Source organism: Lachnoanaerobaculum sanguinis, from assembly GCF_033242365.1.
Taxonomy (GTDB): domain Bacteria; phylum Bacillota; class Clostridia; order Lachnospirales; family Lachnospiraceae; genus Lachnoanaerobaculum; species Lachnoanaerobaculum sanguinis.
Genome location: NZ_BTHK01000022.1, coordinates 1 through 25,494, shown reverse-complemented (window position 1 = coordinate 25,494; position 25,494 = coordinate 1). Strand labels below are relative to the sequence as shown.

Annotated in this window: 28 protein-coding genes; 20 read left to right on the top strand and 8 right to left on the bottom strand. The window is 35.1% G+C overall.

Annotated features, from left to right (window positions below):
- The first annotated feature begins 183 nt into the window (after positions 1-183).
- The 3 genes from SBH76_RS12365 to SBH76_RS12355 all read left to right on the top strand — a co-directional run bounded on the left by SBH76_RS12365 (position 184) and on the right by SBH76_RS12355 (position 4,030).
- Positions 184-2,094 (top strand): acyl-CoA dehydrogenase family protein, encoded by a 1,911-nt coding sequence (locus tag SBH76_RS12365; protein ID WP_315084404.1) that lies wholly within the window; start codon positions 184-186, stop codon positions 2,092-2,094.
- 12 nt (positions 2,095-2,106) lie between these two features.
- Complete coding sequence (locus SBH76_RS12360) at positions 2,107-3,315, top strand: FprA family A-type flavoprotein (protein ID WP_009445931.1); 1,209 nt, start codon at positions 2,107-2,109, stop codon at positions 3,313-3,315.
- A gap of 115 nt (positions 3,316-3,430) precedes the next feature.
- Positions 3,431-4,030, top strand: coding sequence for a DMP19 family protein (locus SBH76_RS12355; protein ID WP_317978029.1), 600 nt, complete (start codon positions 3,431-3,433; stop codon positions 4,028-4,030).
- Positions 4,031-4,103: 73 nt separating this feature from the next.
- Here SBH76_RS12355 and msrAB read toward each other — a convergent pair whose 3' ends face one another.
- The gene (msrAB, locus tag SBH76_RS12350) at positions 4,104-5,234 is read right to left on the bottom strand and encodes a bifunctional peptide-methionine (S)-S-oxide reductase MsrA/peptide-methionine (R)-S-oxide reductase MsrB (RefSeq protein ID WP_317978028.1); all 1,131 of its coding nucleotides are present in this window, start codon (positions 5,232-5,234) and stop codon (positions 4,104-4,106) included.
- Positions 5,235-5,352: 118 nt separating this feature from the next.
- Here msrAB and SBH76_RS12345 point away from each other — a divergent pair, with 118 nt between their 5' ends.
- The 8 genes from SBH76_RS12345 (at position 5,353) to SBH76_RS12310 (ending at position 12,115) form a co-directional block, all read left to right on the top strand.
- On the top strand, positions 5,353-6,045 hold the full coding sequence (locus tag SBH76_RS12345) for a DNA alkylation repair protein (RefSeq protein ID WP_317978027.1): 693 nt from the start codon (positions 5,353-5,355) through the stop codon (positions 6,043-6,045).
- A gap of 9 nt (positions 6,046-6,054) precedes the next feature.
- Positions 6,055-6,678 (top strand): methylated-DNA--[protein]-cysteine S-methyltransferase, encoded by a 624-nt coding sequence (locus SBH76_RS12340; protein WP_317978026.1) that lies wholly within the window; start codon positions 6,055-6,057, stop codon positions 6,676-6,678.
- A 7-nt stretch (positions 6,679-6,685) separates the two neighbouring features.
- Positions 6,686-8,017: a putative ABC transporter permease gene (locus SBH76_RS12335; protein WP_317978025.1), complete on the top strand. Its 1,332-nt coding sequence runs from the start codon at positions 6,686-6,688 to the stop codon at positions 8,015-8,017.
- A gap of 4 nt (positions 8,018-8,021) precedes the next feature.
- The gene (locus SBH76_RS12330) at positions 8,022-9,077 is read left to right on the top strand and encodes a DMT family transporter (protein ID WP_317978024.1); all 1,056 of its coding nucleotides are present in this window, start codon (positions 8,022-8,024) and stop codon (positions 9,075-9,077) included.
- Positions 9,078-9,149: 72 nt separating this feature from the next.
- Positions 9,150-9,581, top strand: coding sequence for an Rrf2 family transcriptional regulator (locus tag SBH76_RS12325; protein WP_317978023.1), 432 nt, complete (start codon positions 9,150-9,152; stop codon positions 9,579-9,581).
- 104 nt (positions 9,582-9,685) lie between these two features.
- On the top strand, positions 9,686-10,510 hold the full coding sequence (locus SBH76_RS12320) for a protein-ADP-ribose hydrolase (protein ID WP_317978022.1): 825 nt from the start codon (positions 9,686-9,688) through the stop codon (positions 10,508-10,510).
- Entirely contained in the window at positions 10,474-11,094 is a 621-nt protein-coding gene (locus tag SBH76_RS12315) for an NUDIX hydrolase N-terminal domain-containing protein (protein ID WP_317978021.1), read from the top strand. The genes SBH76_RS12320 and SBH76_RS12315 overlap by 37 nt, the downstream gene beginning before the upstream one ends.
- Positions 11,095-11,128: 34 nt before the next feature.
- On the top strand, positions 11,129-12,115 hold the full coding sequence (locus tag SBH76_RS12310) for an SIR2 family NAD-dependent protein deacylase (protein WP_317978020.1): 987 nt from the start codon (positions 11,129-11,131) through the stop codon (positions 12,113-12,115).
- 266 nt (positions 12,116-12,381) lie between these two features.
- Here the strand turns inward: SBH76_RS12310 and SBH76_RS12305 are convergent, their stop codons facing one another.
- Entirely contained in the window at positions 12,382-14,004 is a 1,623-nt protein-coding gene (locus tag SBH76_RS12305; RefSeq protein ID WP_035619952.1) for a malolactic enzyme, read from the bottom strand.
- A 767-nt stretch (positions 14,005-14,771) separates the two neighbouring features.
- Between SBH76_RS12305 and SBH76_RS12300 the strand changes: the two genes are divergently transcribed.
- Entirely contained in the window at positions 14,772-15,302 is a 531-nt protein-coding gene (locus SBH76_RS12300; RefSeq protein ID WP_317978019.1) for a GNAT family N-acetyltransferase, read from the top strand.
- Between the two features lie 110 nt (positions 15,303-15,412).
- On the opposite strand, the gene SBH76_RS12295 is transcribed toward SBH76_RS12300, so the two are convergent.
- On the bottom strand, positions 15,413-15,598 hold the full coding sequence (locus SBH76_RS12295; RefSeq protein ID WP_317978018.1) for an antitoxin HicB: 186 nt from the start codon (positions 15,596-15,598) through the stop codon (positions 15,413-15,415).
- Between the two features lie 152 nt (positions 15,599-15,750).
- On the opposite strand from SBH76_RS12295, the gene SBH76_RS12290 reads away from it, so the two are divergent.
- Together SBH76_RS12290 and SBH76_RS12285 are read left to right on the top strand one after the other, a co-directional pair.
- Positions 15,751-16,047: an antitoxin gene (locus SBH76_RS12290; protein WP_009445945.1), complete on the top strand. Its 297-nt coding sequence runs from the start codon at positions 15,751-15,753 to the stop codon at positions 16,045-16,047.
- Positions 16,022-16,444 carry a type II toxin-antitoxin system VapC family toxin gene (locus tag SBH76_RS12285; RefSeq protein WP_009445946.1) on the top strand — a complete coding sequence of 141 codons (423 nt, stop codon included), beginning with the start codon at positions 16,022-16,024 and terminating at the stop codon, positions 16,442-16,444. Before SBH76_RS12290 ends, SBH76_RS12285 begins: the two co-directional genes overlap by 26 nt.
- A 99-nt stretch (positions 16,445-16,543) precedes the next feature.
- On the opposite strand, the gene SBH76_RS12280 is transcribed toward SBH76_RS12285, so the two are convergent.
- The 3 genes from SBH76_RS12280 to SBH76_RS12270 all read right to left on the bottom strand — a co-directional run bounded on the left by SBH76_RS12280 (position 16,544) and on the right by SBH76_RS12270 (position 19,538).
- The gene (locus tag SBH76_RS12280; RefSeq protein WP_317978017.1) at positions 16,544-18,055 is read right to left on the bottom strand and encodes an ABC transporter permease; all 1,512 of its coding nucleotides are present in this window, start codon (positions 18,053-18,055) and stop codon (positions 16,544-16,546) included.
- Positions 18,052-18,768 carry an ABC transporter ATP-binding protein gene (locus SBH76_RS12275; RefSeq protein ID WP_317978016.1) on the bottom strand — a complete coding sequence of 239 codons (717 nt, stop codon included), beginning with the start codon at positions 18,766-18,768 and terminating at the stop codon, positions 18,052-18,054. Before SBH76_RS12275 ends, SBH76_RS12280 begins: the two co-directional genes overlap by 4 nt.
- A 137-nt stretch (positions 18,769-18,905) precedes the next feature.
- Positions 18,906-19,538 carry a flavodoxin family protein gene (locus SBH76_RS12270; RefSeq protein WP_317978015.1) on the bottom strand — a complete coding sequence of 211 codons (633 nt, stop codon included), beginning with the start codon at positions 19,536-19,538 and terminating at the stop codon, positions 18,906-18,908.
- A gap of 207 nt (positions 19,539-19,745) precedes the next feature.
- On the opposite strand from SBH76_RS12270, the gene SBH76_RS12265 reads away from it, so the two are divergent.
- The 4 genes from SBH76_RS12265 to SBH76_RS12250 all read left to right on the top strand — a co-directional run bounded on the left by SBH76_RS12265 (position 19,746) and on the right by SBH76_RS12250 (position 22,393).
- The gene (locus tag SBH76_RS12265) at positions 19,746-20,450 is read left to right on the top strand and encodes a response regulator transcription factor (RefSeq protein ID WP_317978014.1); all 705 of its coding nucleotides are present in this window, start codon (positions 19,746-19,748) and stop codon (positions 20,448-20,450) included.
- Positions 20,447-21,670 (top strand): sensor histidine kinase, encoded by a 1,224-nt coding sequence (locus SBH76_RS12260; RefSeq protein WP_317978013.1) that lies wholly within the window; start codon positions 20,447-20,449, stop codon positions 21,668-21,670. Before SBH76_RS12265 ends, SBH76_RS12260 begins: the two co-directional genes overlap by 4 nt.
- A 94-nt stretch (positions 21,671-21,764) precedes the next feature.
- On the top strand, positions 21,765-22,007 hold the full coding sequence (locus SBH76_RS12255) for a hypothetical protein (RefSeq protein WP_314097785.1): 243 nt from the start codon (positions 21,765-21,767) through the stop codon (positions 22,005-22,007).
- An 8-nt stretch (positions 22,008-22,015) separates the two neighbouring features.
- Positions 22,016-22,393, top strand: a complete 378-nt coding sequence (locus SBH76_RS12250; RefSeq protein ID WP_314097783.1) for a hypothetical protein — start codon at positions 22,016-22,018, stop codon at positions 22,391-22,393.
- A 23-nt stretch (positions 22,394-22,416) separates the two neighbouring features.
- Here SBH76_RS12250 and SBH76_RS12245 read toward each other — a convergent pair whose 3' ends face one another.
- Positions 22,417-22,614 carry a helix-turn-helix transcriptional regulator gene (locus SBH76_RS12245; protein ID WP_317978012.1) on the bottom strand — a complete coding sequence of 66 codons (198 nt, stop codon included), beginning with the start codon at positions 22,612-22,614 and terminating at the stop codon, positions 22,417-22,419.
- 9 nt (positions 22,615-22,623) lie between these two features.
- On the bottom strand, positions 22,624-23,130 hold the full coding sequence (locus tag SBH76_RS12240; RefSeq protein ID WP_317978011.1) for a hypothetical protein: 507 nt from the start codon (positions 23,128-23,130) through the stop codon (positions 22,624-22,626).
- Between the two features lie 165 nt (positions 23,131-23,295).
- On the opposite strand from SBH76_RS12240, the gene SBH76_RS12235 reads away from it, so the two are divergent.
- On the top strand, positions 23,296-24,111 hold the full coding sequence (locus SBH76_RS12235; protein WP_317978010.1) for a glycoside hydrolase family 191 protein: 816 nt from the start codon (positions 23,296-23,298) through the stop codon (positions 24,109-24,111).
- Positions 24,112-24,253: 142 nt separating this feature from the next.
- On the top strand, positions 24,254-25,309 hold the full coding sequence (locus SBH76_RS12230) for an ABC transporter substrate-binding protein (protein WP_317978009.1): 1,056 nt from the start codon (positions 24,254-24,256) through the stop codon (positions 25,307-25,309).
- The last annotated feature ends 185 nt before the right edge of the window (positions 25,310-25,494 follow it).

The following is a 25,494-nucleotide window of genomic DNA, read 5'->3' as shown; positions in this document are numbered from 1 at the left end:
AGTATATTGACTATTATATATAATGTTTTATACTTTACTATAAGAGTAAACTTTTTAAAAATACATATAATCAGATATGTGTTTATTACATTATAGTAAGTTTTCTATAATGTATCGGAGTTGTAATATACAGCTCAAAATATCGACTTTATGTCGATACAACAATATAAGTGGAGGGAATGTATGTCTTATCAAACAACAAAGGAACATGAGTTGCTTAGAGAGAAGGTTCGTGAGTTTGCAGAGAGAGAAATAAAGCCTGTAGCTTTCAGTCTTGATGTAAAGAGCGAATTTCCTACTCAAATCGTGAAGAACATGGGAAAGCTTGGCATTATGGGACTGCCATATGAAAAGAAGTATGGTGGAGCAGGTCTTGATGTTATAAGCTATGCCATAGCGGTAGAAGAGCTTTCAAGAGTTGACGGCGGTGTAGGTGTTATACTTTCAGCACACACCTCGCTTGGTACTTATCCTATAGCGGCTTTCGGTAATGAAGAGCAAAAAAAGAAGTATTTACCGGGATTATGCAGCGGTGAGCTTCTTGGAGCTTTCGGACTCACGGAACCGAATGCCGGATCCGATGCGGGAGGCACGGAAACTACCGCTGAGGATATGGGAGATTATTATCTCTTAAACGGAAACAAGATATTTATCACAAACGGTGGTGAAGCCGATGTTTATGTAATCTTTGCACTTACCACACCAAATATAGGTACAAGAGGTATCTCAGCACTTATAGTGGAAAAGGGTATGGAAGGATTTACATTCGGTGATCACTATGACAAGCTCGGAATCAGATCAAGCGCTACATGTGAGCTTAACTTTAATAATGTAAAGGTTCCAAAGGCGAATTTACTTGGAAAAGAGGGTCAGGGATTTAAGATTGCAATGGCTACACTTGACGGCGGTAGAATAGGAATTGCAGCTCAGGCACTTGGTATTGCACAGGGAGCTTTTGAAGAAGCTGTTGAATACAGTAAGGAAAGAGAACAGTTCGGAAAGCCTATAGCCGCACAGCAGGCAATTGCATTTAAAATTGCGGATATGGCTACAAAGCTCAGATGTGCAAGAATGCTTGTATATTCCGCTGCGGAACTTAAAGAAGCTCATGCTCCGTACGGAATGGAATCGGCTATGGCAAAGCAGTATGCATCCGATGTTGCACTTGAGATAACTTCAGAAGCACTTCAGATTTTCGGCGGAAACGGATACTTAAAGGGTATGCCTGTAGAGAGAATGTATCGAGATGCCAGAATTACTCCTATATATGAGGGAACAAATGAGATACAAAGAGTTGTAATAGCCGCTCATATATTAGGTAAGATATCAAGAGGTGAAACTGCTGCCGTTAAGAAAACAAAGGGACCTGAGACCGGTGAGAGAAAGAGAATGATCATAGGAGAAGGTTCATTAAAAGAAAAAATTGATGTACTTGTATCAAATCTTAAAAAGGACGGATATGACTTCAGTGTCGGTATCCCTATGGATACACCTATCGTAGCTGCCGAAAGAGTTGTCAGTGCAGGACAGGGCATAGGTTCAAAAGAGAATATGAAACTTGTAGAGGATTTGGCCAAGGCTGCAGGTGCCGCAATAGGTTCTTCAAGACCTGTAGCGGAGACTCTTGGATATTTGCCGCTTGACAGATATGTAGGTATGTCTGGACAGAAGTTTAAAGGAAATCTATATATTGCCTGCGGTATTTCAGGTGCATTACAGCATCTAAAGGGCATCAAGAATGCTTCTACAATAGTTGCAATAAATAAAGACCCTAATGCAAGAATCTTTAAAAACTGTGATTACGGTATAGTCGGTGATGTAAATGAGGTATTGCCTGCGCTTACAAAAGCACTTGATACAGGTGAGAAGAAGCCCGCGCCACCAATGAAGAAAATCAAGAGAGCTGTAGCTAAGAAGCATACACCTTCAAGAAAGCTCTATCTGTGTAACGGTTGTGGTTATGAATATGATGTACTTCTGGGAGATGAAGAGGGAGATGTAAGACCGGGAACGGAGTTTAAAGACCTTCCAAAGGAATGGGTATGTCCACACTGTGGTGAAGCTGCAGACAATTTCATAGAGATTGAAGTATAAGAGGAGGAGAGTATGTATAATTACCGTAAAGTTACAGATGATTTGTATTGGGTAGGTGGAGACGACCACAGATTAAGTCTTTTTGAAAATATTCATCCTATATATCATGGAGTATCTTATAATGCATATCTTCTTATGGATGAAAAAACGGTTCTGGTAGATACAGCAGACTGGTCAGTTGGGAGACAGTTCCTTGACAATGTAGAGGGAGTTTTAGGTGAGAGAAACTTGGATTTCTTACTTATAAACCATGTAGAGCCGGATCATGCGGCTTCTATTCCTGAGATTTTACTTCGTTGGCCTAATGTAAAGATAATTACAACAGAGAAGGCTGCAATGATACTTCGCCAATTCGGATTCAATATCAGGCCGGAGCAGGTGGATGAGGTTACGGAAGGTGACAGCAGATGTTTCGGAAAGCATACAATTGCATTTGTAAAGGCACCAATGGTTCATTGGCCTGAGGCAATGGTAAGCTTTGATACTACAAACGGAGTACTTTTCTCGGCAGATGCCTTCGGTTCATTCAGAGCACTTGACGGAAAACTTTTTGCGGATGAAGTAGAGTTTGATAAAGAATGGCTTGATGATGCCAGAAGGTACTATACAAATATAGTCGGAAAGTATGGTCCGCAGGTTTTACAGGTATTAAAGAAGGCTTCTACTCTGCCTATTAAGTATATCTGCCCGCTTCACGGTCCGGTTTGGAGAAAGGATATTCCTTATATCTTGGATAAATATATGCACTGGGCAAGCTATGAGCCGGAAGAGAAGGGTATCATGATAGTATATGCTTCTATGTATGGAAATACTGAGGCCGCTGCAGAAGTTTTAGCAAGAAAGCTCTGTGAAAAAGGAATTACAAAGACAAGACTTTATGATGTTTCAAGTACACATATGAGCTATCTTATCTCGGATTTGTTCAGATACAGCCATTTGGTGCTTGCATCTGTGACATATAATCTTGGAATATTCCCTCCGATGCACAACTTCCTTATGGATCTTAAGGCTCTCAATCTGCAAAAGAGAACATGTGCCATAGTTGAAAACGGCTCATGGGCACCAAATTCCGGTAATCTTATGAAGGCAGAGCTTGAAGAGATGAAGCATATGGATATTTTGGATGATGAAGTGAATATAACATCTTCATACAGAGAGAACAATGAAAGTGATATGGATGCATTGGTAGACGCTCTTGTTGCTTCATTTAATAAAAAATAATTTAATATAATTATAGTTTCGGGTCGGGGAGTATTCTCCGACCTTTTTATATTGACAAAAAGGATTTTTGGTTTAAGAATATGACCAGGTAATAAAATATTTTTGGAGGAGTAGTATGAACTCATTTGACAACTTTGATGATAATAAAGAGAATGTTACAACTGTGCATAACAGTAAGAAGGAACTTGATAAAGTCGGAGCCGGAAAAACCTATGCAAAAATAACTGTAGAGGATATTGAAAAAGCGGATGAATTTTGGGATATTTTGGATCCGATATACTGGACTGTAGATATTTACAGTTCATATGAGGAGTACTTAAATTCCGCCAAGGATTTCACATTGGAGCAAAGATATCTTAACGCAATATCATGGTATCTTATGGAAGTAAATAACGGAGGACATTTACAGTTTTTTGACAACTCCACAGGAATAGTATGGGAAGATGCCCTAAACGGACTTAAAGAGTTCGGAATGGAAGAGTTGGCTGATAACTTTAAAAAGGTTGTAGATCTGTTTGGAGGCAGTATTCCATTTGACAGAGAAGAGCGATGGGAAGCTATGGATAAAATGAGTGAAGGCTTTGAAGAACTTTTGGATAAGGCCGACAGTGTTGTATACGATCTGTATGACTATGACTACACATTTGAAATGAAATATATAAAATCTCATCCTGACAAGTTTGTATTTGAGGGATATTATAATAAGATAGTCTAACAGTATGGATAATATATAAGTAAAGATAAGGCTGAGATCATTTTTACATGTATTCTCAGCCTTTAAAAATATATTATTCAAGCAGATATTTTAAGTATCCATATCCTCGTTCATCCATTTTTTCATATGGAATAAATTCAAGAGATGCACTGTTGATACAGTATCTTTTGCCACCTGATTCTTTGGGACCGTCATCAAAAACATGTCCTAAGTGGGCGTTACCGCTTCTGCTTCTTACCTCTGTTCTGTTCATATTGAAGCTGTCATCTTCACTGTATTTTACTACATCCTCATTTATAGGTTTTGAAAAACTTGGCCAACCGCAACCTGATTCAAATTTGTCTGTTGAGACAAAGAGTGGTTCCTTTGTTGTAATATCTACATAAATTCCCTTTTCAAAATTGTTCCAATATTCATTTGCAAAAGGTCTTTCAGTATCACTGTTAATAGCAACTTGGTATTGCTCATCTGTAAGCTGTTTTTTGAGTTCATCATTTGAAGGTCTTGGATATTTGTAAATATCTATCTTTGGCTCCTTACTTTGTGTTTCAGTTTTCTTATCCAATGGTTTATCTGCAAGAGATAAGTCTATATGACAGTATCCACCGGGGTTTTTAGCAAGGTAATCCTGATGATAATCTTCAGCATCAAAGAATTGAGCTAAAGGTAAAACCTCTATTGCGATAGGTTTGTCATATTTAGTTTGTTCAGCTGCCAGAATCTTTTCTATTATAGTTTTATCTTCTTCATTTGTATAATATACTCCGGTTCTATACTGAGTACCTGTATCATTTCCCTGTTTATTTACACTTACAGGATCTACTACACGAAGGTAATACTCCAGAAGATCTTCAAGGCTTACTATATCGGAATTATACATTACTTTTACAGTTTCAGCATGACCGCTTGTATGAAGATCTTGGTACTTCGGATTTTGGGTTTTACCGTTTGCATATCCGCTGACAGCATCCTCAACACCATCTATCTTTTGCATATAGGCTTCAAGCCCCCAAAAGCAACCACCTGCAAGATAGATCTCTTTTATATTACCGGACTGAGATATATTACTTACTTTACCGGAATATTGTGTGGTTTCATCATTTGAAAGCGTTTCTTCTTTCTTTTTCAAACCCGCAGTAAATACATATAAACTTACTGCAACAATAAATATCGGTATTATCAAAAATAATTTATTTTGACTCATATCTATTCCCTCCTGTTATATTAAAATGCAACCATATTGGAATTGGTTGTAATATAGATTATAATACGACTTATAAGGTAAAGAATCGGTAAAATTTTGGATTTAAAAGGAGTCTGATATGAACTCAAATGAGATAAGAGTGGAATTGTTTAAAATGCAGGATATGGATTATAGAGATTTTAACAGTAAGTTGATACCTACGGTTGATAAGAGTCTTTTTATAGGGGTAAGAACACCTGAACTTAGAAAGTATGCCAAGCAACTTGCTAAAAGAGAAGATATCGAAGAATTTTTGCATTCATTACCACATAAATATTTTGATGAGAATCAGCTCCATGCATTTATTTTATCTGAAATAAAGGATTTTAAGAGCTGTGTTGATAAAGTGAATGAATTTTTACCTTATGTAGATAACTGGGCAACTTGTGACCAGCTCTCACCGAAAGTATTTAAAAAAAATCATAAGGAGTTGATTGCATATATAAAAGAATGGCTGGAATCTGATAAAGTATATACTGTTAGATTCGGTATCGGTATGCTTATGGAACATTTCTTGGATGAGGATTTTGATATAAGTTACCTCGAGACAGTTTCAAATATAAGGTCAGATGAATACTATGTAAATATGATGATTGCATGGTATTTTGCAACGGCACTGGCAAAGCGGTATGAGAGTGTACTTCCATTTATTGAAAACAGAAGGCTTGAAATATGGACTCATAATAAGGCTATACAGAAGGCGGTAGAGAGTTATAGAATAAGTACAGATAAAAAAACTTATTTAAAAGAACTGAAAGTAAAGAAGGGGTAAGGTGTTTTATTGAGGACAAGAGAAGAGGCCTGTAGTTTCGGGCTGGGATTTGAAAATACATACTTGGATAAGCCCTTTAGAAAGGCGGATTGGCAGCTGATCAGAGTAAAGGACAGCAAGAAGGCCTTTCTTTGTATTTATGAAAGAGACGGTTTTGTAAATTTAAATGTAAAAGTTGACCCTGCGTGGAGAGACTTTTGGAGAAGTACATATGCTTCAGTCATTCCCGGGTATCATCAGAATAAGGAACATTGGAATACAATAATACTTGACGGCAGTATAAAGGAAGATGATATAAAGAGGATGATTGCTGAAAGCTATGATTTGGTAACGGATTCACCTACAAAAAGGATATATGAGGCGGTAAAGAGAATACCTAAAGGCAAGGTTGCAACCTATGGCAAGGTGGCAGAGATGGCGGGAAATAAAAAGATGTCAAGAGCGGTAGGAAATGCTCTTCATAAAAATCCCGATCCTGACAATATCCCTTGCTTTCGTGTAGTCAATTCAAAAGGTGAGCTTGCACCTGAATTTGCCTTTGGAGGAATCGGCGAACAGAGAAAGCTTTTAGAGGCTGAGGGAATAGAAGTTAAAGATAATAAAGTGGATTTATCAAAGTATGGTTTAGAATAGGAGTCTTATGAAGTTATTTAGCGGTGAGGACCTAATTATATATTTCTTTATATACGGGCTTTTGGCTTGGGTACTGAATACGGTCATATACAGTTTAAAAGAACAAAAGTATATAAATACGGGTGTTTTAAATATTCCGATTCTTATATGTCCTGCCTTAATTATGATTTTGATGATAATAGTATCATCAGGAAAAAATGTCAGCTATTACGGAATGCTTATGATGGCTTTTATAGATTATTTTATACTGGATAAGTTAGGACTGTTCTTCTCACAAAGGCTTCTTTTAAAAAAGGAAATAAGCCCTGAAAGGCTGGGATATGGTAAGAACCTGAGGATTAGTTTAATAAATGCGATTATTATAACAGCTGTATGTTTTACCTGTTTAAAAACTTTACAGCCTATTATATTTTCTTTGGTATCGCTGATTCCAAGAATAATAGTAAATATAATTGCCATTGTTCTTTCACTGCTTTTAATTTCGGATATTGTGTTTACATATATTTTTGTCAGAAAATACCCTATGCAAAGCATGGACAGCAATATAGCCAAGAGAAAAAATACTTTCGGAGAATGGATTTCAAAAAACATCTGGAAGAGAATTTATAAAATTTACCCAAGTCTTTTATCAGATGATTTTGAAGACAGCAATAAAGGTATTTCAGATGCGGATAAATTACTTGAAGAACAGGGCATTATATTTGCAAGAGGAATAAATGCCGCTAAGCTTATTTGGGTACTGTTTATATCCTCGCTTATCGGAGATATCGTAGAAACCATATATGTGCTTATTGTAGGACATGAACTTATGAGACGCTCAAGCTTTGTACTCGGACCTTTCAGCCTTGTGTGGGGACTTGGTGCGGTAATACTTACCTTAGCACTTTCAAAAGTAAAAAGGCAGAATAATCTGTCTATATTTATATCAGGCTTCTTTTTTGGAGGAGTATTTGAATACTTGTGCTCCGTATTTACTGAAGTATTCTTCGGTATGAAGTTTTGGGACTATTCACATATGCCTTTTAATATTGACGGCAGAACAAATCTTTTGTTTATGTTATTTTGGGGCATAGTGGCTTTGGTATGGTTTAAATTTATATACCCTCCTTTTTCAAAGTTTATAGAGAAAATTCCACCGGTAACCGGCTCGGTACTTGCGGTATTTATAGCGCTGTTTTTTATCTGCAACGGAACGGTCACTTCAATGGTAATGATAAGGACTACGGACAGAAAAAAACACCCTGAAGCAAGGAATGTGATAGAGCAGTTCATAGATGATGAATATCCGAATAAAGTGGTAAGAAAGCTTTGGCCGAATATGAATTTTTTGGAGGAGTAGATATATGAATGAGAGCAAAAAAAGTATGGCTGTAATAATGGCATTACTTGCGGCAACATTCTATGCGATAAATACTCCTTTTTCTAAAGTACTCTTAAAAAATGTCACACCGACATTTATGGCTTCATTTTTGTATCTGGGAGCCGGAATCGGTGTAGGTATAATGTATCTGCTTAATTCAAAAAGAGAGAAGAATATTGAAAAGCTGTCAAAGACAGACTTGCCATATACTCTAGGGATGATTGTTCTTGATATTTTGGCACCTATATTTTTAATGATCGGAATAAATATAGGTTCGGCTTCAAATGCATCATTACTTGGAAATTTTGAAATCGTAGCGACCACACTTATCGCTCTTTTGATATTCAAAGAGGTTGTAACATCAAGGCTGTGGCTTGCCATAGGATTTATTACATTATCAAGCATAGTTCTATCATTTGAAGGAAGCGGAAGTTTTAAATTCTCTTTGGGCTCATTGTTTGTAATAATTGCAACATGTTGTTGGGGGCTTGAAAACAACTGTACAAGAATGATTTCAAATAAGAGTACTTATGAGATAGTGATATTAAAAGGGATATTTTCAGGTACAGGTTCATTTATAATTGCAATAATACTTGGGGAGAGGATACCTGATATAAAATATATTTTGATTTCAATGTTGCTTGGGTTTGTGGCATATGGTCTCAGTATATTTTTATATATCAGGGCACAGAGAGATTTGGGTGCCGCCAAAACAAGTGCATATTATGCAATAGCTCCTTTTATAGGTACATTCTTATCATTTGTGGTAGACGGTGACAGATTGACGGAAGTTTATTTTATCGGACTTATATTTATGATAACAGGAAGCGTGATTGTTGTATATGATACGATGTTAAAAAATCATATTCATTACCATATACATACGATTGTTCATACACATAACGGCTCAACACATAAGCATGTAATTAAGCATGAGCATACTCACTCTCATTTGGTTTCAGAAGAAAAACATTCTCACAGTCATGATGATTATATAAACAGTGTGGAGCATAAGAGGATGCATGAGACGGGTGTGTAGATTTATATTTAATGTAAATGTTGACATTACATTAAATAGGCTATATTATTTTATTAAAAAAGGAGTATGCAAATGCAGATATCAAGCAGATTTACAATAGCATTACATATTTTTGCATGTGTAGAATATTTTAAAGATAAAGAGAAGATAACCAGTGACTTTCTGTCAGGCAGTATAAGGTCAAATCCGGTAATTATCAGAAATATTCTTTCTCAGTTAAAGAAAGCCGGACTTATAAATGTAGTCAGAGGAACCGGAGGTATAGAGATTTTAAAAGATCCGTCTGAGATAACATTTTATGATATTTATAAGGCGGTTGAAGCAGTTAAAGAAGAGGGGCTGTTTCATTTCCATGAGGAGCCGAATCCTGCTTGTCCTGTAGGGAAAAATATACATGGAATATTGGACGGTAAGCTTGGTGAAATACAGGAAGCGATGGAAAACAAGATGAAAAGCTATACTCTTTTGGATATTGAAAAGGGTATAAAAGAGATTTCAGACTGAAAGATGCTTATAACGGCATCTTTTTTTAATATAAAGTATTGACAAGTTTGATGTAATTATTTATATTACAACTATTATATGTTCTGTTTTTGAAGGAGGCAAGTATGAATCAAAATGAAAGACTTGATTATCTCATAGAAGCTTTTAAAGAAGATTCCGGTGAGTATAAAAACTTAAAAGTACCTGTTGATACAGAAGGGAAGAAAAGAATACTGCGTTCTCTTATGAATATCAGAATGCCAAGGGAAATGAATACTGAGGTATTAAAAATACAAGATGAATATCTTAGAGAAGCTATAAATGAAAACGGTATAGTATATCTTTCGTATATAGATACAGTGGAAGATAATATCTCTATATGGCAGGGAGATATTACAAGGCTGAAGGTGGATGCAATAGTTAATGCTGCAAACTCACAGATGCTCGGTTGCTTTATTCCTATGCATACCTGTATTGATAATTGTATACATACATTTGCCGGTGTGGAGCTTAGAAATGAATGTAACAAAAAAATGAACCGGCTAAGGATTCGTTATGGCAGGGATTATGAACAACCTACAGCAATTCCTATGCTCACAGATGCTTACAATCTTCCCGCAAAAAAGATTGTTCATATAGTCGGCCCTATTGTACAAGGGGGACTTAGCAAAAGGAATGAGGAAGATCTTAAAAACTGTTATAAAAACACTTTAGATCTTTGCGTTGAAAACGGATTGAGAAGCGTGGCATTTTGCTGTATATCTACCGGAGTATTTCATTTTCCGAATAAAAGAGCTGCTGAAATTGCAGTAGCAACTGTAAGAGAATGGTTAAAAGAAAATCAAGGTAAAATTGATAGAATAATATTTAATGTATTTAAGGATGAGGATAAGAAATATTACGAGAGGGAACTATGGATAAAAAAGAATGTTGGTTACAGTGGGCAATAGAATTACAGAGTCTGGCACAGATAGGTCTTAATTATTGTAAAGATGTATATGATAAAGAAAGATATCAGAGAATCAGAGATATTTCTGCAGAAATGGTTTCATTTATGACGGATATTCCAAATATGAAAGTTAAAGATCTTTTCTGCAATGAAAGTGGTTATCAGACACCAAAACTTGACACCAGAGCCGCCATTTTTAAAGATGAAAAAATTCTTCTTGTACATGAAAATGACGGCAAATGGTCTTTACCCGGAGGATGGGTGGATGTTAATGTATCAGTAGGTGAAAATGTAGTAAAAGAGGTTAAGGAAGAATCAGGATTGGATGTTATCACAGAAAAAGTAATAGCGATTCAGGACAGATCAAAACATAATCTACCCGTCTATGCATATGGAATATGTAAAATTTTTGTCCAATGTTCTGTAATTGGTGGTAAATTTGAAGAGAATAATGAAACGACGGAATATCGTTATTTTTCAATATCAGAATTACCTGAACTTGCAACAGAGAAAAATACTGTAGAACAAATCAAAATTTGTTTTGAGGCTTATAAATCAGATAATTGGAAAACATTATTGGATTAATTATTTTAGAAAATTCACAGAAAGGAGCAGAACTATGGATATGGACTTTTTTAAAATATCTGACGGTTACAGAGAGTCTATCAGCAAAGGAATAGCTGCAATGCAGTATTTTAAGGGCAGAGTCAATTATGTAACCGGCGACAGAGAAGAGCAGTTACAAAGATTAAAGAATGAAATTAGAAGTTGTGATGCAATTTTGATTGGAGCCGGTGCAGGCCTCTCCACATCTGCCGGATTATCATACTCCGGTGAAAGATTTGATAAGTATTTCTTTGATTTTGGAAAGGCTTTCGGTATAAAAGATATATATTCAGGCGGTTTTTATCCTTTTCCAAAGAAAGAGATGTTTTGGGCATGGTGGGCAAGGCATATTTATTTTAACAGATATGTTGATGCTCCAAAACCTGTATATAAGGACTTACTTGAATTGGTTAAGGATAAGGACTATTTTGTAATTACCACAAATGTAGACCATCAGTTTCAAAGAGCAGGATTTGATAAGAAAAGACTTTTCTACACTCAGGGAGATTACGGACTTTTTCAAAGTACAAATCCGGATTGTAAAGATACCTTTGATAATAAGGAGTGGGTAGAAAAAGCCTTAAAAGCACAGGGATTCATTCAAGATGAGAGCGGTGCATTTACAGTACCTAATGATCGAGAGATTCTTATGGAAATACCTACTGACCTTATACCGAAGACTCCAAGCGGTGATGATGTGACTACAAATCTTCGAGCTGATAATACTTTCGTAGAGGATAAAGGCTGGCATAATGCTTCAAGTAATTATGCTGATTTTATAAGAAGACATGAAAACCTGCATATACTCTTTTTGGAACTTGGAGTAGGAGCAAATACACCTGTTATTATAAAATATCCTTTTTGGCAGATGACATATGACAATAAAAAGGCGGTATATGCCTGTTTAAATTATGGAGAAGCCTTCTGCCCTGAGAAGATAAATGATAGAAGTATATGTATTGACGGGGATATTGGTGAAATTCTGTCACAGATTAAATAAAAGTAATAGTTATAAGGCTACTTTATTACAGATATAATATCCTTTTTGGCAGATGACATATGACAATCAAAAAGCGATATATGCCTGTTTAAATTATGGAGAAGTCTTTTATCCGGAAATTCTTAATGACAGAAGTGTACCCCATCAAATCAACAGAAGTTAATAATATCTTTATGCAAATCTTTTCTTAAATTTTAAAAAAAGTGTACTAAGCAGTATAGAATCAGGCTTAGTACACTTCATTCCTGTGTTATTTAATTAATATTTTAGTAGTTCGGGTACCACTTTAAATCATGAACCGCTTTTGCCATATCTGTTTCTTGTGAACGGGCAAGACCTTGTTCTTGTGCTTTTTTAGCTACCGCTTCGGCAACTTTAATAGAAACATCGGCTACATACTTAAATGGTGGTAAGACAGGTGCACCGGCTTGCCCGGGATTTACAATACCACTCAATGAATGTGCGGCTGCTCCAATCATTTCATCTGTCAAAAGACTTGCTTCAGAGGCCAACATACCAAGTCCAAGACCTGGATAGATCAAGGCATTATTAGCCTGGCCAATAATATAGTCCACACCTTTATAAGAAACGGTACCGGAAGGAATTCCCGTTGCAACAAATGCTTTTCCGTCCGACCATTCAATTAAATCTTTAGCACTTGCTTCTGCCAGAATTGTAGGGTTTGAGAGAGGGAAGATCATTGGACGTTCGGTATTCTTACACATAGCTTCTACAATTTCTTTAGTGAAAGTATTAGGTTGAGTTGAAGTTCCTACAAGAATAGTCGGCTTGACTGTCTTCACCACTTCCAAAAGATCTGTCAACTTATCTGCATTAGCAAAGTCTGAACGCTTCTTGGCAAAAGGCTTTTGCTCAGGGGTTAAGTCTTCCATGTCATCAAAGAGAAGACCTTGTTTATCAACCATAAAGAAGCGTTTATAGGCTTCTTCTTCTGATAGACCTTGATTTATCATTTCACGTAAAACACGAGAGGCAATTCCTGCTCCGGCAGTACCGCCACCATAACAGAGATAAATTTGATCCGTTAATTTTTCACCGGTAATATCAAGAGAACCGAAGATACCTCCCAAAGTTACAATTCCTGTACCCTGAATATCATCATTAAATGTTGGAATTTGTTTACGATATTTTTCAAGGATATTTGCAGCATTTAAGCGACCGAAATCTTCCCAGTGAAGATAGAGCTTAGGAAATAAACGTTCTGCAGTTTTGACAAATTGGTCAATGAAGTTGTAGTAACGATCACCACGGACACGTTCGTGACGATTTCCTAAATAATTTGGATTGTTCCGAAGTTCGTCACGGTTAGTACCTGCATCAATAACTAAAGGAAGCACCATAGAAGGATCGATCCCTGCTGCAGCAGTATAAACCATCAATTTTCCAACAGAAATATCCACACCGTTTGTTCCCCAGTCACCAATACCAAGTATTCCTTCTGCATCTGTTACAACAATCAAACGAATCTCACGTTCACCCGCCGCATTTTTTAAAGTATCCTCTATATTTTCAGGGTGGTTAATATCCAAATATCCGGCGTACTGAGGATTTACAAAGAGATCACTATAACCTTCAATAGAATCTGCAATAGTCGGGTCATACACAATAGGATTGAATTCTTCCAAATGTTGAGAAAAAAGGTAATAGAAAAGTGTACGATTTGTATTAAAGATTTCCATCAAAAAAATTCTTTTTTCCAAATCATTTACCTTTGTTTGCATTTGTGCATAAGTTTGCGCCGCCTGTTCTTCAATAGTTTGAACATAAGGCGGCAACAGTCCAATCAGCCCAAGTTTTTTACGTTCCTCCAATGTAAAGGCAGTTCCTTTATTAAGGAAAGGGTTATTTAAAATATCATGTGCAGTCATAATAATACCTCCTTTTGTACACGATAATTTTTCTCTTTCTAACCAAGCCATTAATGCTGACAGAAAAATTGAAATTGCAATAATAATTGTCATAGTGGCCGCAGTTTTATCTGCAAATACAGCCAAAAGCACTGACGGTACAACGCCGCTTCCATATTGGAGGGATCCTAAGAGGGCTGCGGCAGAACCTGACATATCACTTGATACAGTATTTAGTGCGGCGGCATTTGCACATGCCGCAACGATTCCGTTCATACTGAATACCAAAAACATAGGTATAACAATTCCTAACAGTCCAAATGAATGTGTTACTCCCATTATAGCCAAAATCACAGAAAAAATAAAGGCCGGAGAAGTTGATATGGCAAGAAGCCGGCTTATATTAACAAGTGCAAATCCGATAACAAAACCTGTTACAGTCAATTCCGCACGACCTCCTAAATCCGCCTGCATAGAAGGCATAGCAGGTAAATAAATATCGGTTGACAAAGATGTAAATGCCATAAAAGCACTTAAGATAATCAAAAAAGATAGCGATGTTTTTTCCTTATTCATAACATATTCTACTTACAGTTGTTACGGACGGTTTACAATGATTTTCAGATAAAGTACAATATAAAAATTAGAAGTCTGTATGCAAAAAATAAATAGTGAAGGAAGCAAGTAAGGATTATTATTTATCCTTTTACCCGAGATTTAAAGATAAGCTTTTATTCTTATTTTATAATGATAAAAGTGAGATGGAAGAGTAAAGGAGTGGAGAAAAAATGAGTATATTTACACCTGAAGCAAACATAATAATAAAAGAAGCAAAACCTGAAGATGCAGCTAAGCTGATTGAATACACAAAGCTTGTAGGTGCACAAACCGATAATTTAAGCTTCGGTAAAGAAGGGATAGGAGATACACTTGAGGTAGAGAAAGAGTTTATCAAAAGAATTAATTCAGATCTGAAGTCTGTGATGTATTTTGCATGGAAAAATGATGATATAGTCGGATGTGCAAATATAAGCGGTATGAAGCGAAGAATGAGTCATAGAGCAAACTTTGCTATAAGTGTTGCTAAATCGGAATGGGGAAGCGGAATTGGAAGTGCACTTTTAGAAAAATGTATTTCCTTTGCAAAAGACAATGAAATAGAAATAATTAACCTTGATACAAGGAGTGATAATATCCGTGCTATCAGCCTATATAAAAAGTTCGGATTTGTAAAAATCGGCCGGATGCCTGCTTTTTCAAAAATAAACGGTGAATATATAGATGCGGATTTGATGTATCTGGATTTGAGAGAGAAATAGATACAATAACAATAATAGATAAAAGAGTATACCCCCACACCGGATAAAAAATCTGATGTGGGGGTATTTTATATGTTTATCTTGGCAGCAGGAGAATTATTTAAATTTTTCTACGCCTTATAGATATCAAGATAGTCATCAACAGCACCATGAAAATCATCTAACAGTTCTTTAGCATTTTTACCCTCATAAGAAATTAATGATCTTATACCTAGAACTTTTCCAAAGAAAATACAGTCTTCTTCAGAAAATTCGACGCTTCCTATATATCCTTTATACATAATAGTATTATTCATATAAGTCCCTCCTAGTCTATATTGTATATTATTAAAGTTGATTGAACAACACAAAATATATGCAATATTATTTTCGATAATTTGAAATCTATAGCTTGCTATTTGATTCAAATAATGAGATAATTGAGTCAAAATAAGAAAAGGAGAAATCTATGAAGACTATAAGTATTAGACTGGAAGATTCAATTTATGAAGAGTTAGGAAATATGCTTGATGAAATGGGGCAGACTAAGCAAACTTTCTATGAGACATTTACAAGAACTGCATTGAGAGAGAGAAGTATTCCTTTTATTATAAAAGCTCCCTTAGCAGATCAAAGTAATAATAATAACAGAAAAATAGAAGCATTTGAAAGATTAGAGGCAATAAGAAGAGAAAATAAAAAGGAAATTGATTTTAATAAAGAAAGAGAGGAGGCAATGAATGAAAAGTATGGTATTGTTGATTGATACAAATGTTCTCTTAAATTATCTGACAAATAGAGATGCCATGTACAGTCAACAATCTTGTGATATTGTTAGATTATGTGCAACAGGAGAATGTATAGGGTATATTGCCTTTCATACATTACCTACAATTTGGTATGTACTTAGAAAATGGGATGAAAGTAAAAGAAGGCAGAGTTTAAGAGATATATGTGAGATTTTTACAGTTGCATCTGCCACACAATCAGAAATACTCGATGCAATAGAAAATAATTCTTTTTCAGATTTTGAGGATTGCTTACAAGATAAATGTGCGAAGGATATTGGAGCTGACTATATTATTACTTGTAATATTAGAGACTTTGAAAATTCTGAAGTTCCGGCAGTAACACCGGATGAATTTTACCGAATATTTAAATAGAATAGCCATTTGTTTTATGTTTGTTATTTTGAATAAAAAACATAAAATACAGCCTTAATCTCAATAAGTATCAAGACTGTATTTTTGTTAAATACTCCTCTACCTCCCCGTTTTTATATCGGTTCTGTTCAGATAAAGTAATCCTATAGCAAAAGAAATAAAAATATAAAGTAAACAAGTTATTATTACAACAGGTAGATTTATTTCACCGGTTATATTTGTGCTGCCCATAGAGTATATGAGCATTGAAAACGGCGTTGCATAGAAAAATCCCTTTACAGTGAGGAGAAGTCCTAAAATATTTCCAAGGAAGGATAGTCCTACAGGTATTGCAAATGAAGGTATGATCAGTGAAAGCATACACTGAAAGCTTGAAATAGCAATTATACAAAGTATACTTGCAAGGATTCTTAAATAAAATTCTTTCGGTATGCTTCCGGTAATCCCGATAAGCTTTCCTGAAACAATATAGATAAATGCAATCCATAACATACAAACAGTTGAAATGACAGCTACAGTAAGCCACTTGTCCTTTAATACTTTGAAGCGTGAGCTTGATGTAAGCATTATATTCCAGTTGGTTCCAAGATGTTCCATACGAAAATCAAGGCTTGCAAGTATGGCAATTAATGGTGAGAGGAAAAACATACCTAAAAATAATGACTCCTGTGTCCAAAGGTCTGCCCAGTCAAATGATAATACTCCTTGATTTGAAAGGAAATTTATAATACCGATACCGGCAGATATTAACGGAATCAATGCAAAGGGAATCCATACAGGGTTTCTCTTCATCTTGATAAGTTCGGCCGGCAATATGGTATGAGCATTTTTGCTTTTCCTATGTACATGAGCAATCTTAAAATTACCTGTTTCAGGATCATTAAATACAGACAGGCTCAACTTATATGTAACAAAGAAATATAAAAAGCTTATAAATATCGCTTTTATATCTATTGCATTCCATGAAAGCAGCATATTTCTTGTAGCAGAGTCATAACCCATAGTAACTGTACTTAAAGAAAAAAGTACGGACCATGGAGTAAGTGCCGATTTACTTACAAAAGCAATGAATACACCTGCAAGTGTGCCTCCGAATGCGATTGAAAGTGCTGCAAATTGATTCCTGAACTTTAATGACAGCAGACATTGAAGCTGAAATATAATCATTCCGAAAATAATCTCTGCAAATTCAGTCTGAAGTAATGCAAAGATTGGGAATCCTCCACCAATCATAAATTTAATACCTAAATATAAAATCATTATTGTCTGTATAAAACAAAATAAAGCTATATGTATTAAGCCGAATAATAGTTTGGAAGAAAAGAGCTTTTTCCTGCTTTCCAGTGTGGGAAGAGTATTCCACATATTTCCTTTATTTTCTATATCAATACATCTGCTTGCCAGTACCGACATCATAATGGAAATCAACATTGTATTCAAAAACGGAATTGAACTGAAGATCATTTGCCATTCCTGTCCTTTAGGTAAATCTCCATATGAGATGTAGAAATAGTTTAGTCCTGTTACAATAAATAATAATGATGCGGAAATCAGGAATTTATTTTTTGTAAATTCAATGGATAGAGATTTGTTTAAACTTATTTGTTTCATAACGACTCCTTTTCCCCTGTCAGCTTAAGGAAAATCTGCTCCAAACTCTGACCCGATGATTCAAGACTTGAGAGCTTTCCCTGGTACAGCATTTGACCGTGATTTATTATACCTACATAGTCAGCCATTTGTTCTATCTCATTTAGCAGATGGCTTGAGATAATTACAGTTATATCTCTTTCTTTCGGTAGGGAAGTTATTAGTTTTCTAATCTCCATTATTCCGGCAGGGTCAAGGCCGTTGGTAGGCTCATCCAATATAAGTAATTTCGGATTTCCAAGAAGTGCCATAGCTATGCCGAGCCTTTGCTTCATACCGAGTGAATAAGCGGCAAGCTTTTTATCTCTTTGTTCATACAGTCTTACTGTTCTCAGAGCTTTTTCTATTTCAGCTTCTTTGACACCTTTTAACTTTGCTATGATTTGCATATTTTCAAGTCCGGTTAAATGAGGATATCCGCCGGGATTTTCTATAAGGCTACCTGTTTTATGAAGCAGATTTAAAAGATTCTTGTTTGAAACTTTTTCACCAAAGAGTTTAATCTCTCCCGAGTCTTTCTTTATAAGTCCTAAAATCATTTTCAATGTAGTACTTTTTCCTGCTCCGTTAGGTCCGAGAAATCCGTATACACAGGATTTAGGTACACTCATTGATAAGTCATGTACACGATTTTTTTTAGATAAATTTTTTGTTTCAAGTATTGTATCAGTCATTGTTTTTCTCCTTTTGCTTGATATGTGAATATGATAATGAATGAAGATTAAATGAAGATTATCTCTACATTATGATTACATTAAGAGTTTAAACTTGAAACTAAAAAACGATATGGAATATTCCATATCGCTTAGTTTTATCTTATGAAGTTTGTGTGTGCGTCTTTTTTAGTATCAGGATAAGGGATACCGTGTTCTTTTGCCAGTGCAAAGCTTCTCATCATCCAAATCATGTTTTTGGCAAGATTTCTCATTGTCTGCATTCCTTCAAGGTCTTTAGCGGCATCTTCAGCTACTGCCCCATGTGAGATATTCCAATAGGTTGAGCCTGCTATAGGCATCTCGGAAATACCGAAGTATTTATTGAGCACATCAAAAGATGCTGTTGTTCCGCCTCTTCTTGCTACAGCAACAGATGCCCCCGGCTTAAACTTAAAAGGATTTTCTTCAATACCTCCTGCCGCATAGAAGACGCGATCAAGGAATGAGAGTATTCTTCCTGACGGGTGAGCATAGTATACAGGTGTTGTAAAGATAAAACCGTCAGCTTCCTTTGCCTTTTCTATAAACTCGTTCACATCGTCATTAAATACGCATTTAGCATGTGTATAGCAGTATCCGCATTGAATACAGTCTTGTATAGGCTTATTTCCAAGCTGAATCACTTCGGTTTCTATATTTTGTGATTCAAATACTTTTTGCATTTCTTTTACAGCCTGCATTGTAGTACCGTTTTTGTGACTGCTGCCGTTTACAAATAAGACTTTCATTGATTTTCCTCCTAAAAATTTGAGCAAATTTATAGTGAAACATTATAGTATAAGTCTGTCCGGACAACAAGTATAATTCTTGTTTTATTCTAAGAACAATTTGATCCGATTATCTTCACATTATGTTTACATTAAGAAAAGTATTTTTATATAGAGACTTTACTTAAATGCGATATAATAAGAAAACAAAATAATTTAGGAGTATATATGGAAAAGAAAGATTGTAAAATCCTGATAATAGATGATGAAACAGAACTGTCAAAGGTTTTAGGAGATATTTTAAAAAGTGACGGATATACTGATATAGAATATGCCGATAATCTAAAGGAAGGAAGAGAGAAAATAGACAGCACTCAGATTCATCTTATTTTACTTGATGTAATGCTTGGGGACGGCAACGGATTTGATTTTTATAAAGAATTAAAAAAAGCAGGTATATTTCCAAAACTTCCTGTGATTTTCCTGTCTGCAAGAGATGAAGATGAAGACAGACTTCACGGTCTTGGACTGGGAGCAGATGACTATATAACAAAACCCTTTCTACCCAAAGAATTGTTACTACGTATCGGTGCGGTACTTAGAAGATGTTATTCACTTGATGAAAACACATCAGATATTATTTTAGGTGAAAGCAGAGTTTCTATAGAGGGAGGTATTGTAAAAAAGAATGGAGATGTCATAACCTTGACAGCCAAAGAACTTGCATTATTTTCAATTCTTTATAGAAACAGAGGCAGGATAGTAACCACAGATATGCTTTGTGAAGAGCTTTGGCCGGACGGCAGTTTCGGACTTGAAAATTCCTTGATTGTGCATATGCGCCATTTAAGAGAAAAGATAGAAAAAGATCCTTCAAAACCGATTTTTTTAAAGACGGTAAGAGGTCTGGGATATAAGATGGAGAAGATATGAGAAAAAGTCCGGAGAGAAGATTGCAATTTATACTATGGGTACTTGTTTTTGCCATAGCCATATTGTTTGTGGATTTCATAATCTGTATGGCTGTGATGTATAAAAGCTCAGATATAAACTATACGGATGCAAGCGAAATAATGGAGGGTTTATCATACAATAGCGGTGAATATATTTTAAGTGATGAAGAAAGTACACAGTTACAAAAGAATAACGAATTTGCTTTTTTACTTGATAGTACCGGAAATATTACATGGTCTGAAAATATGCCTGAATCTTTAAAAAAATCAAAGTATACTTTACAGGATGTGGCCAAGTTTACAAGGTATTATCTGGATGACTATCCTGTACGTACTTATATAGTGAGTGAAGACAGATTACTTATAGTCGGAAAGTTGAATGCGGATATATGGAAATATACTTTGGAGTATGATGCAAATAATGTTTTGACATTCTTGGAAATAACACCTGTATTATTTATTTTTAATATCATTTTGTTTATCTTTGTTTCAATAAGGATGTATAAGGCAAGACAAAGAAGAATAGAGGAAGAAAGGGTAGAGTGGATTGCCGGAGTTTCTCATGATATCAGAACACCGCTTGCTGTTATTTTAGGTAATGCACAAATGATTCCTAAAGAAAGCAGTATTGATGAAATAAAAAGAAAATCCGAGATTATTGAAAGTCAGGGGCTTCGTATCAGAGCATTGGTAGAGAATTTAAATATTACAAGTAAGCTGGATTTCGGTACAAAAAGATTTGAAAAAACTAAGGTTTTTCTAAGTGTACTCATTAGAAAGATTGTAAGTAATATGATAAATGCACTTGATATTGATGCACAGTCTAAGTATGATTTTGAACTGAACATAGATGACGAAATGCAAAAATATGAAGTTTTATTAAATGAAGAACTGTTTGAAAGAGCTGTTGTAAATCTTTTAAATAATACTATTCGTCACAATCCCGACGGATGCCAAGTATATATAAACCTATATAAAGAAAATAAAAAAACGATTTTGGAGATAGGAGATAGCGGAAGCGGGGTACCGGCTGAAATTTTACGAAGGCTGAATCAAAATGCATATGCTGAGACCAAAAGTGTAGGAAAACATGGACTTGGACTTAAGATAGTTAAGAAAGTAGCAGCATTTCATAGATGGAAGGTGAGATTTTATAACGGTGAGGATGTGGGATTTGTATGTAGGATGGAAATAAAATAGGTAGTAGCGAAGATTGACAGGGATTTATTATAATGTTATTCTATAGACACAGGTGGGAATTCCCACAAATTAAGCGTTTATTTTAGAGGAACTTATGAATACAAGTGTAAGAGAATATGATGCAAAGCTAGATTCAAAGAAAAGAATTACTTTAAGAGGATGTATATTTGAGTACTACCATGTGAAAGAGAAAGAAGACGGAACAATACTGCTTGAGCCTCGTGAACTTAGAGAGCCTTTCAGGATTTCTGAGAATACATTACATATGATGGATACAGCAGTTGAAAATATTAAAGCCGGGATTACATCAGATGAAATCGACCTGTCTGAGTTCTAAGGTGAGACATGTATAAAATAAAATTGGGTGTACCTGAGATGAAAAGTCTTTGGGAGAATCTCTCATCAAAGGTAAAGAATAAAACTGCAAATAAGGATGAAGAAAAGCAATATAAAAAGATAGGTAAAGCACTTAAGTTATTGTCGGAAAATCCAAGATATCCGGGTCTGCAAACACATGAGATAGACTCTTTGTCAAAGAGATACGGATTAAAGGTATGGGAATCATATTTGGAAAATAATACTCCAAGAGCAGGTAGGATTTTTTGGGTGTACGGACCGGAAAAAAACGATATTACTGTTATCGGCTTGGAACCGCACCCTAATGATAAATCTAATGCATACAAGAAGATTACATTATCTAAGTTTGGCGAAGAAGTAGGTTAAAAAATAAGAGGGCAAGCACCCTCTTATTCTTCTTCCCAGAATAATTCATCCAAAGTCTTATCAAGTGCGCGGCAGATGGATAGACATAGGCGAATTGTGGGATTGTAGTCTCCCTTTTCTATAGCATTTATTGTTTGGCGGCTGACACCTACCATATCCGCAAGCTGCTGTTGGGACAGGTCTTTAGCGGCTCTGGCGGATTTTAATTTAAGGTTTTTCATAGTTACCCCTTATTCCTCATCTTTTTTACATTTGTCTATCACCAGTTTTATTACCAAGTTTAAAGCTAAGATAATAATAGTAACAGCTGCAATAAGATTTATGCCTTCTCTAAACTGTAATACTCCGTCTTTAAACAATGTGTGATCTGATACAGACCTTATTAAGTAGTAGTCATTTAATAAAAATATAATGATATAGGCGATAAATTGCTTTATATAATTATTCTTTTTATAACTGCCGCAGGCGTCATTAAAAATAATATAAGTATTCAGCACAATACCTGATATAAAAAGTATTATAACACTTATGAGATCATTTGAAACAGGTAATGATAGAGTATCTTTTGTGAATACATGTAAAGTTAAAAGTATCATTACGGTAAAGTATGCATAAGTATAACCGCGTCCTCTGACAGCCAACTGTCTTTCATCATATTCTTCTTTCGACTTTTTTGAATTAAAAGCCAAAACTCCAAATACACCTGCAAAAAACAAACCAATCATAAAATATTCCATAAAAACTCCTTTCAGACAAAATGTCACATATGTTTTACATCATCAATATAACTCTATAATTACATTATGTCAAGTATATTTTACCTTATGTAAGATTATATACTTGATTAAAACATTTATAATTGATATAAATAGGATGTATCAATTATAGAAAGGAGTTTTCCTATGAAGAAATTCGTGCTTATCGTAGTGGCTGTTGTCTGCGGTCTTGTTCTTTTTGCTTTTGCTAAAGCTGATTTTATGGCGGATAAATATTACGGTGTATTTATAGGCATCAGCAAAGAAAATGGGATGAAGCTTAATAATTACGAAGTCATTGTACTTGAACCGACTGAATTTAATAAAGATGATATAAAGAAACTACATGAGAAAAATAAAAAGATATATGCCTATCTTAATATAGGATCTCTTGAAAATTCTCGTACATACTATGAGGAGTTTAAAGATAAAACACTTGGTGCATATGAGAACTGGGAAGATGAGTACTGGATGGACGTATCTGATAAGAACTGGCAAAACCTTATAGTAAATGATCTTGGGAAAAGTATCGCAGATAAAGGCTTTGACGGTTTTTTCATTGATAATTGTGATGTGTACTATCAGTTTCCCGAAGAGAAAATATATGACGGACTTTGTTCTATACTTAAGGGAATTCGAAAATATAATCTTGATATTATAATAAACGGCGGAGATACATTTGTAAGCAAATGTATAGATGAAAAAAATGCAAAGGAAATGTTTGACGGAGTCAATCAGGAATGTGTATTTACAGATATAGATTTTGAACATAAAACATATACTGAAAAGAGCATGGAAGAAAGAGAGTACTTCATCAAATATCTGAAAGATGTTAAATCACAGGGACTTAAAGTTTATATTTTAGAATACGGTGCAAACAAAAGTATGTTAAGGGAAATTGAAAACTTTTGCAATGAAAACGGATTTCACTTTTATAATGCAAAAAGTCTGGAATTAAGTTAATTGATAATACCCAAAGGGGTATAGCCATATTGCATAAAAATATAGAATTATATATTGACTTTATTTATTAGAATGCTAAAATATCTATTTGTTACAAATCTTTATTTTTATATACTAATTTGAATTACGTGAAGGGAGAAAAATGAAAAAAATAGTATTATTTGCCGGAATCGGCATATCGTTACTTGCATTGGCAGGATGTAGTAATCAAAAGAGAGTTGTAGGTTCCAAGGGAGATCAATATACAGTAAATAAGGATGTACAAAAGGTTGACAATGACTCTTCAGAAAAGGAATATGAGCCATACACTATTACGTTAAATCTTGAGAGATCGGGTGCCGGACAAAATATGGAAGAGACATTTACCTCAGCACCAAAGAGGGTGGTAGCAGACGGTGATCAGATGGTTGATTTTTTTCTGGATTTAGGGCTTGAAGATCATATAGCAGGATTTACAAGAGGTTCATGCCTTGATATGGTAAATGATTTTCCTGCAAGAGATAAATTAAATAAGATTCTACCTGACGGACAAAATCTTAATAAAGCATCTAAGGAGCAAATCCTAAGTTTAAATGCGGATTTTATGATAGGATGGGATTCTCTTTTCTCAGATGACAATTTCTCTGTAGACTGGTGTTTAAAGAATAATATTATTCCTTATTTCCCATATTCATGTTCAGATAAGGCAACTATGGAAGACGTATATAAGGACTATGATACTCTGGGACATATCTTTGGAGTAAGTGATGTGGCAGAGCAAAGAGTTCAGGCTATGAAGAATACAATAGAAGAAGTAAAGAGTACGCTTGGTGAAGATGTTTATAAAAACCCTGTTTCAGTATTTGTATATGACTCGGGTGAGGATGCACCTTTTACAGCTTGTCAAGGAATACCTGGAGATATGATTAAGCTTGCAGGCGGTATTTCAATCTTTAATGATATTGATAAGGGATGGGCTACTCCTTCATGGGAAGAGGTTGTTGCAAGAGATCCTGATGTAATTCTTATACTTGACTATGATCATGATACTGAGGCAAAGAAGAAGTTCCTTGAGACAAATGAATTTACAAAAAATCTTCGTGCAGTAAAGGAAGGGAGAATTTACAGTGCAAGTTGTTCAGATATGCAGGGCTCTGCCGGTTCTGCAAATGCCGTAAAGCTTATGGCAAATGAATTCTATCCTGATAAATTCAAATAATATTTTAACATTTAAAGCTGTCACTGATTGTGGCAGTTTTATTTTAGGAGTTAGTGTGAAAGAAGGTAGAGGTAAGCCATAAACCGGCGCACTTAAATAAGCTGTCTTAAGTAGGCAACTTATTTGAGGATATAGATTTAGTAGATTGATCAAGAAGCTAAAGGTTTATCAGGAGGAAGTAAGCC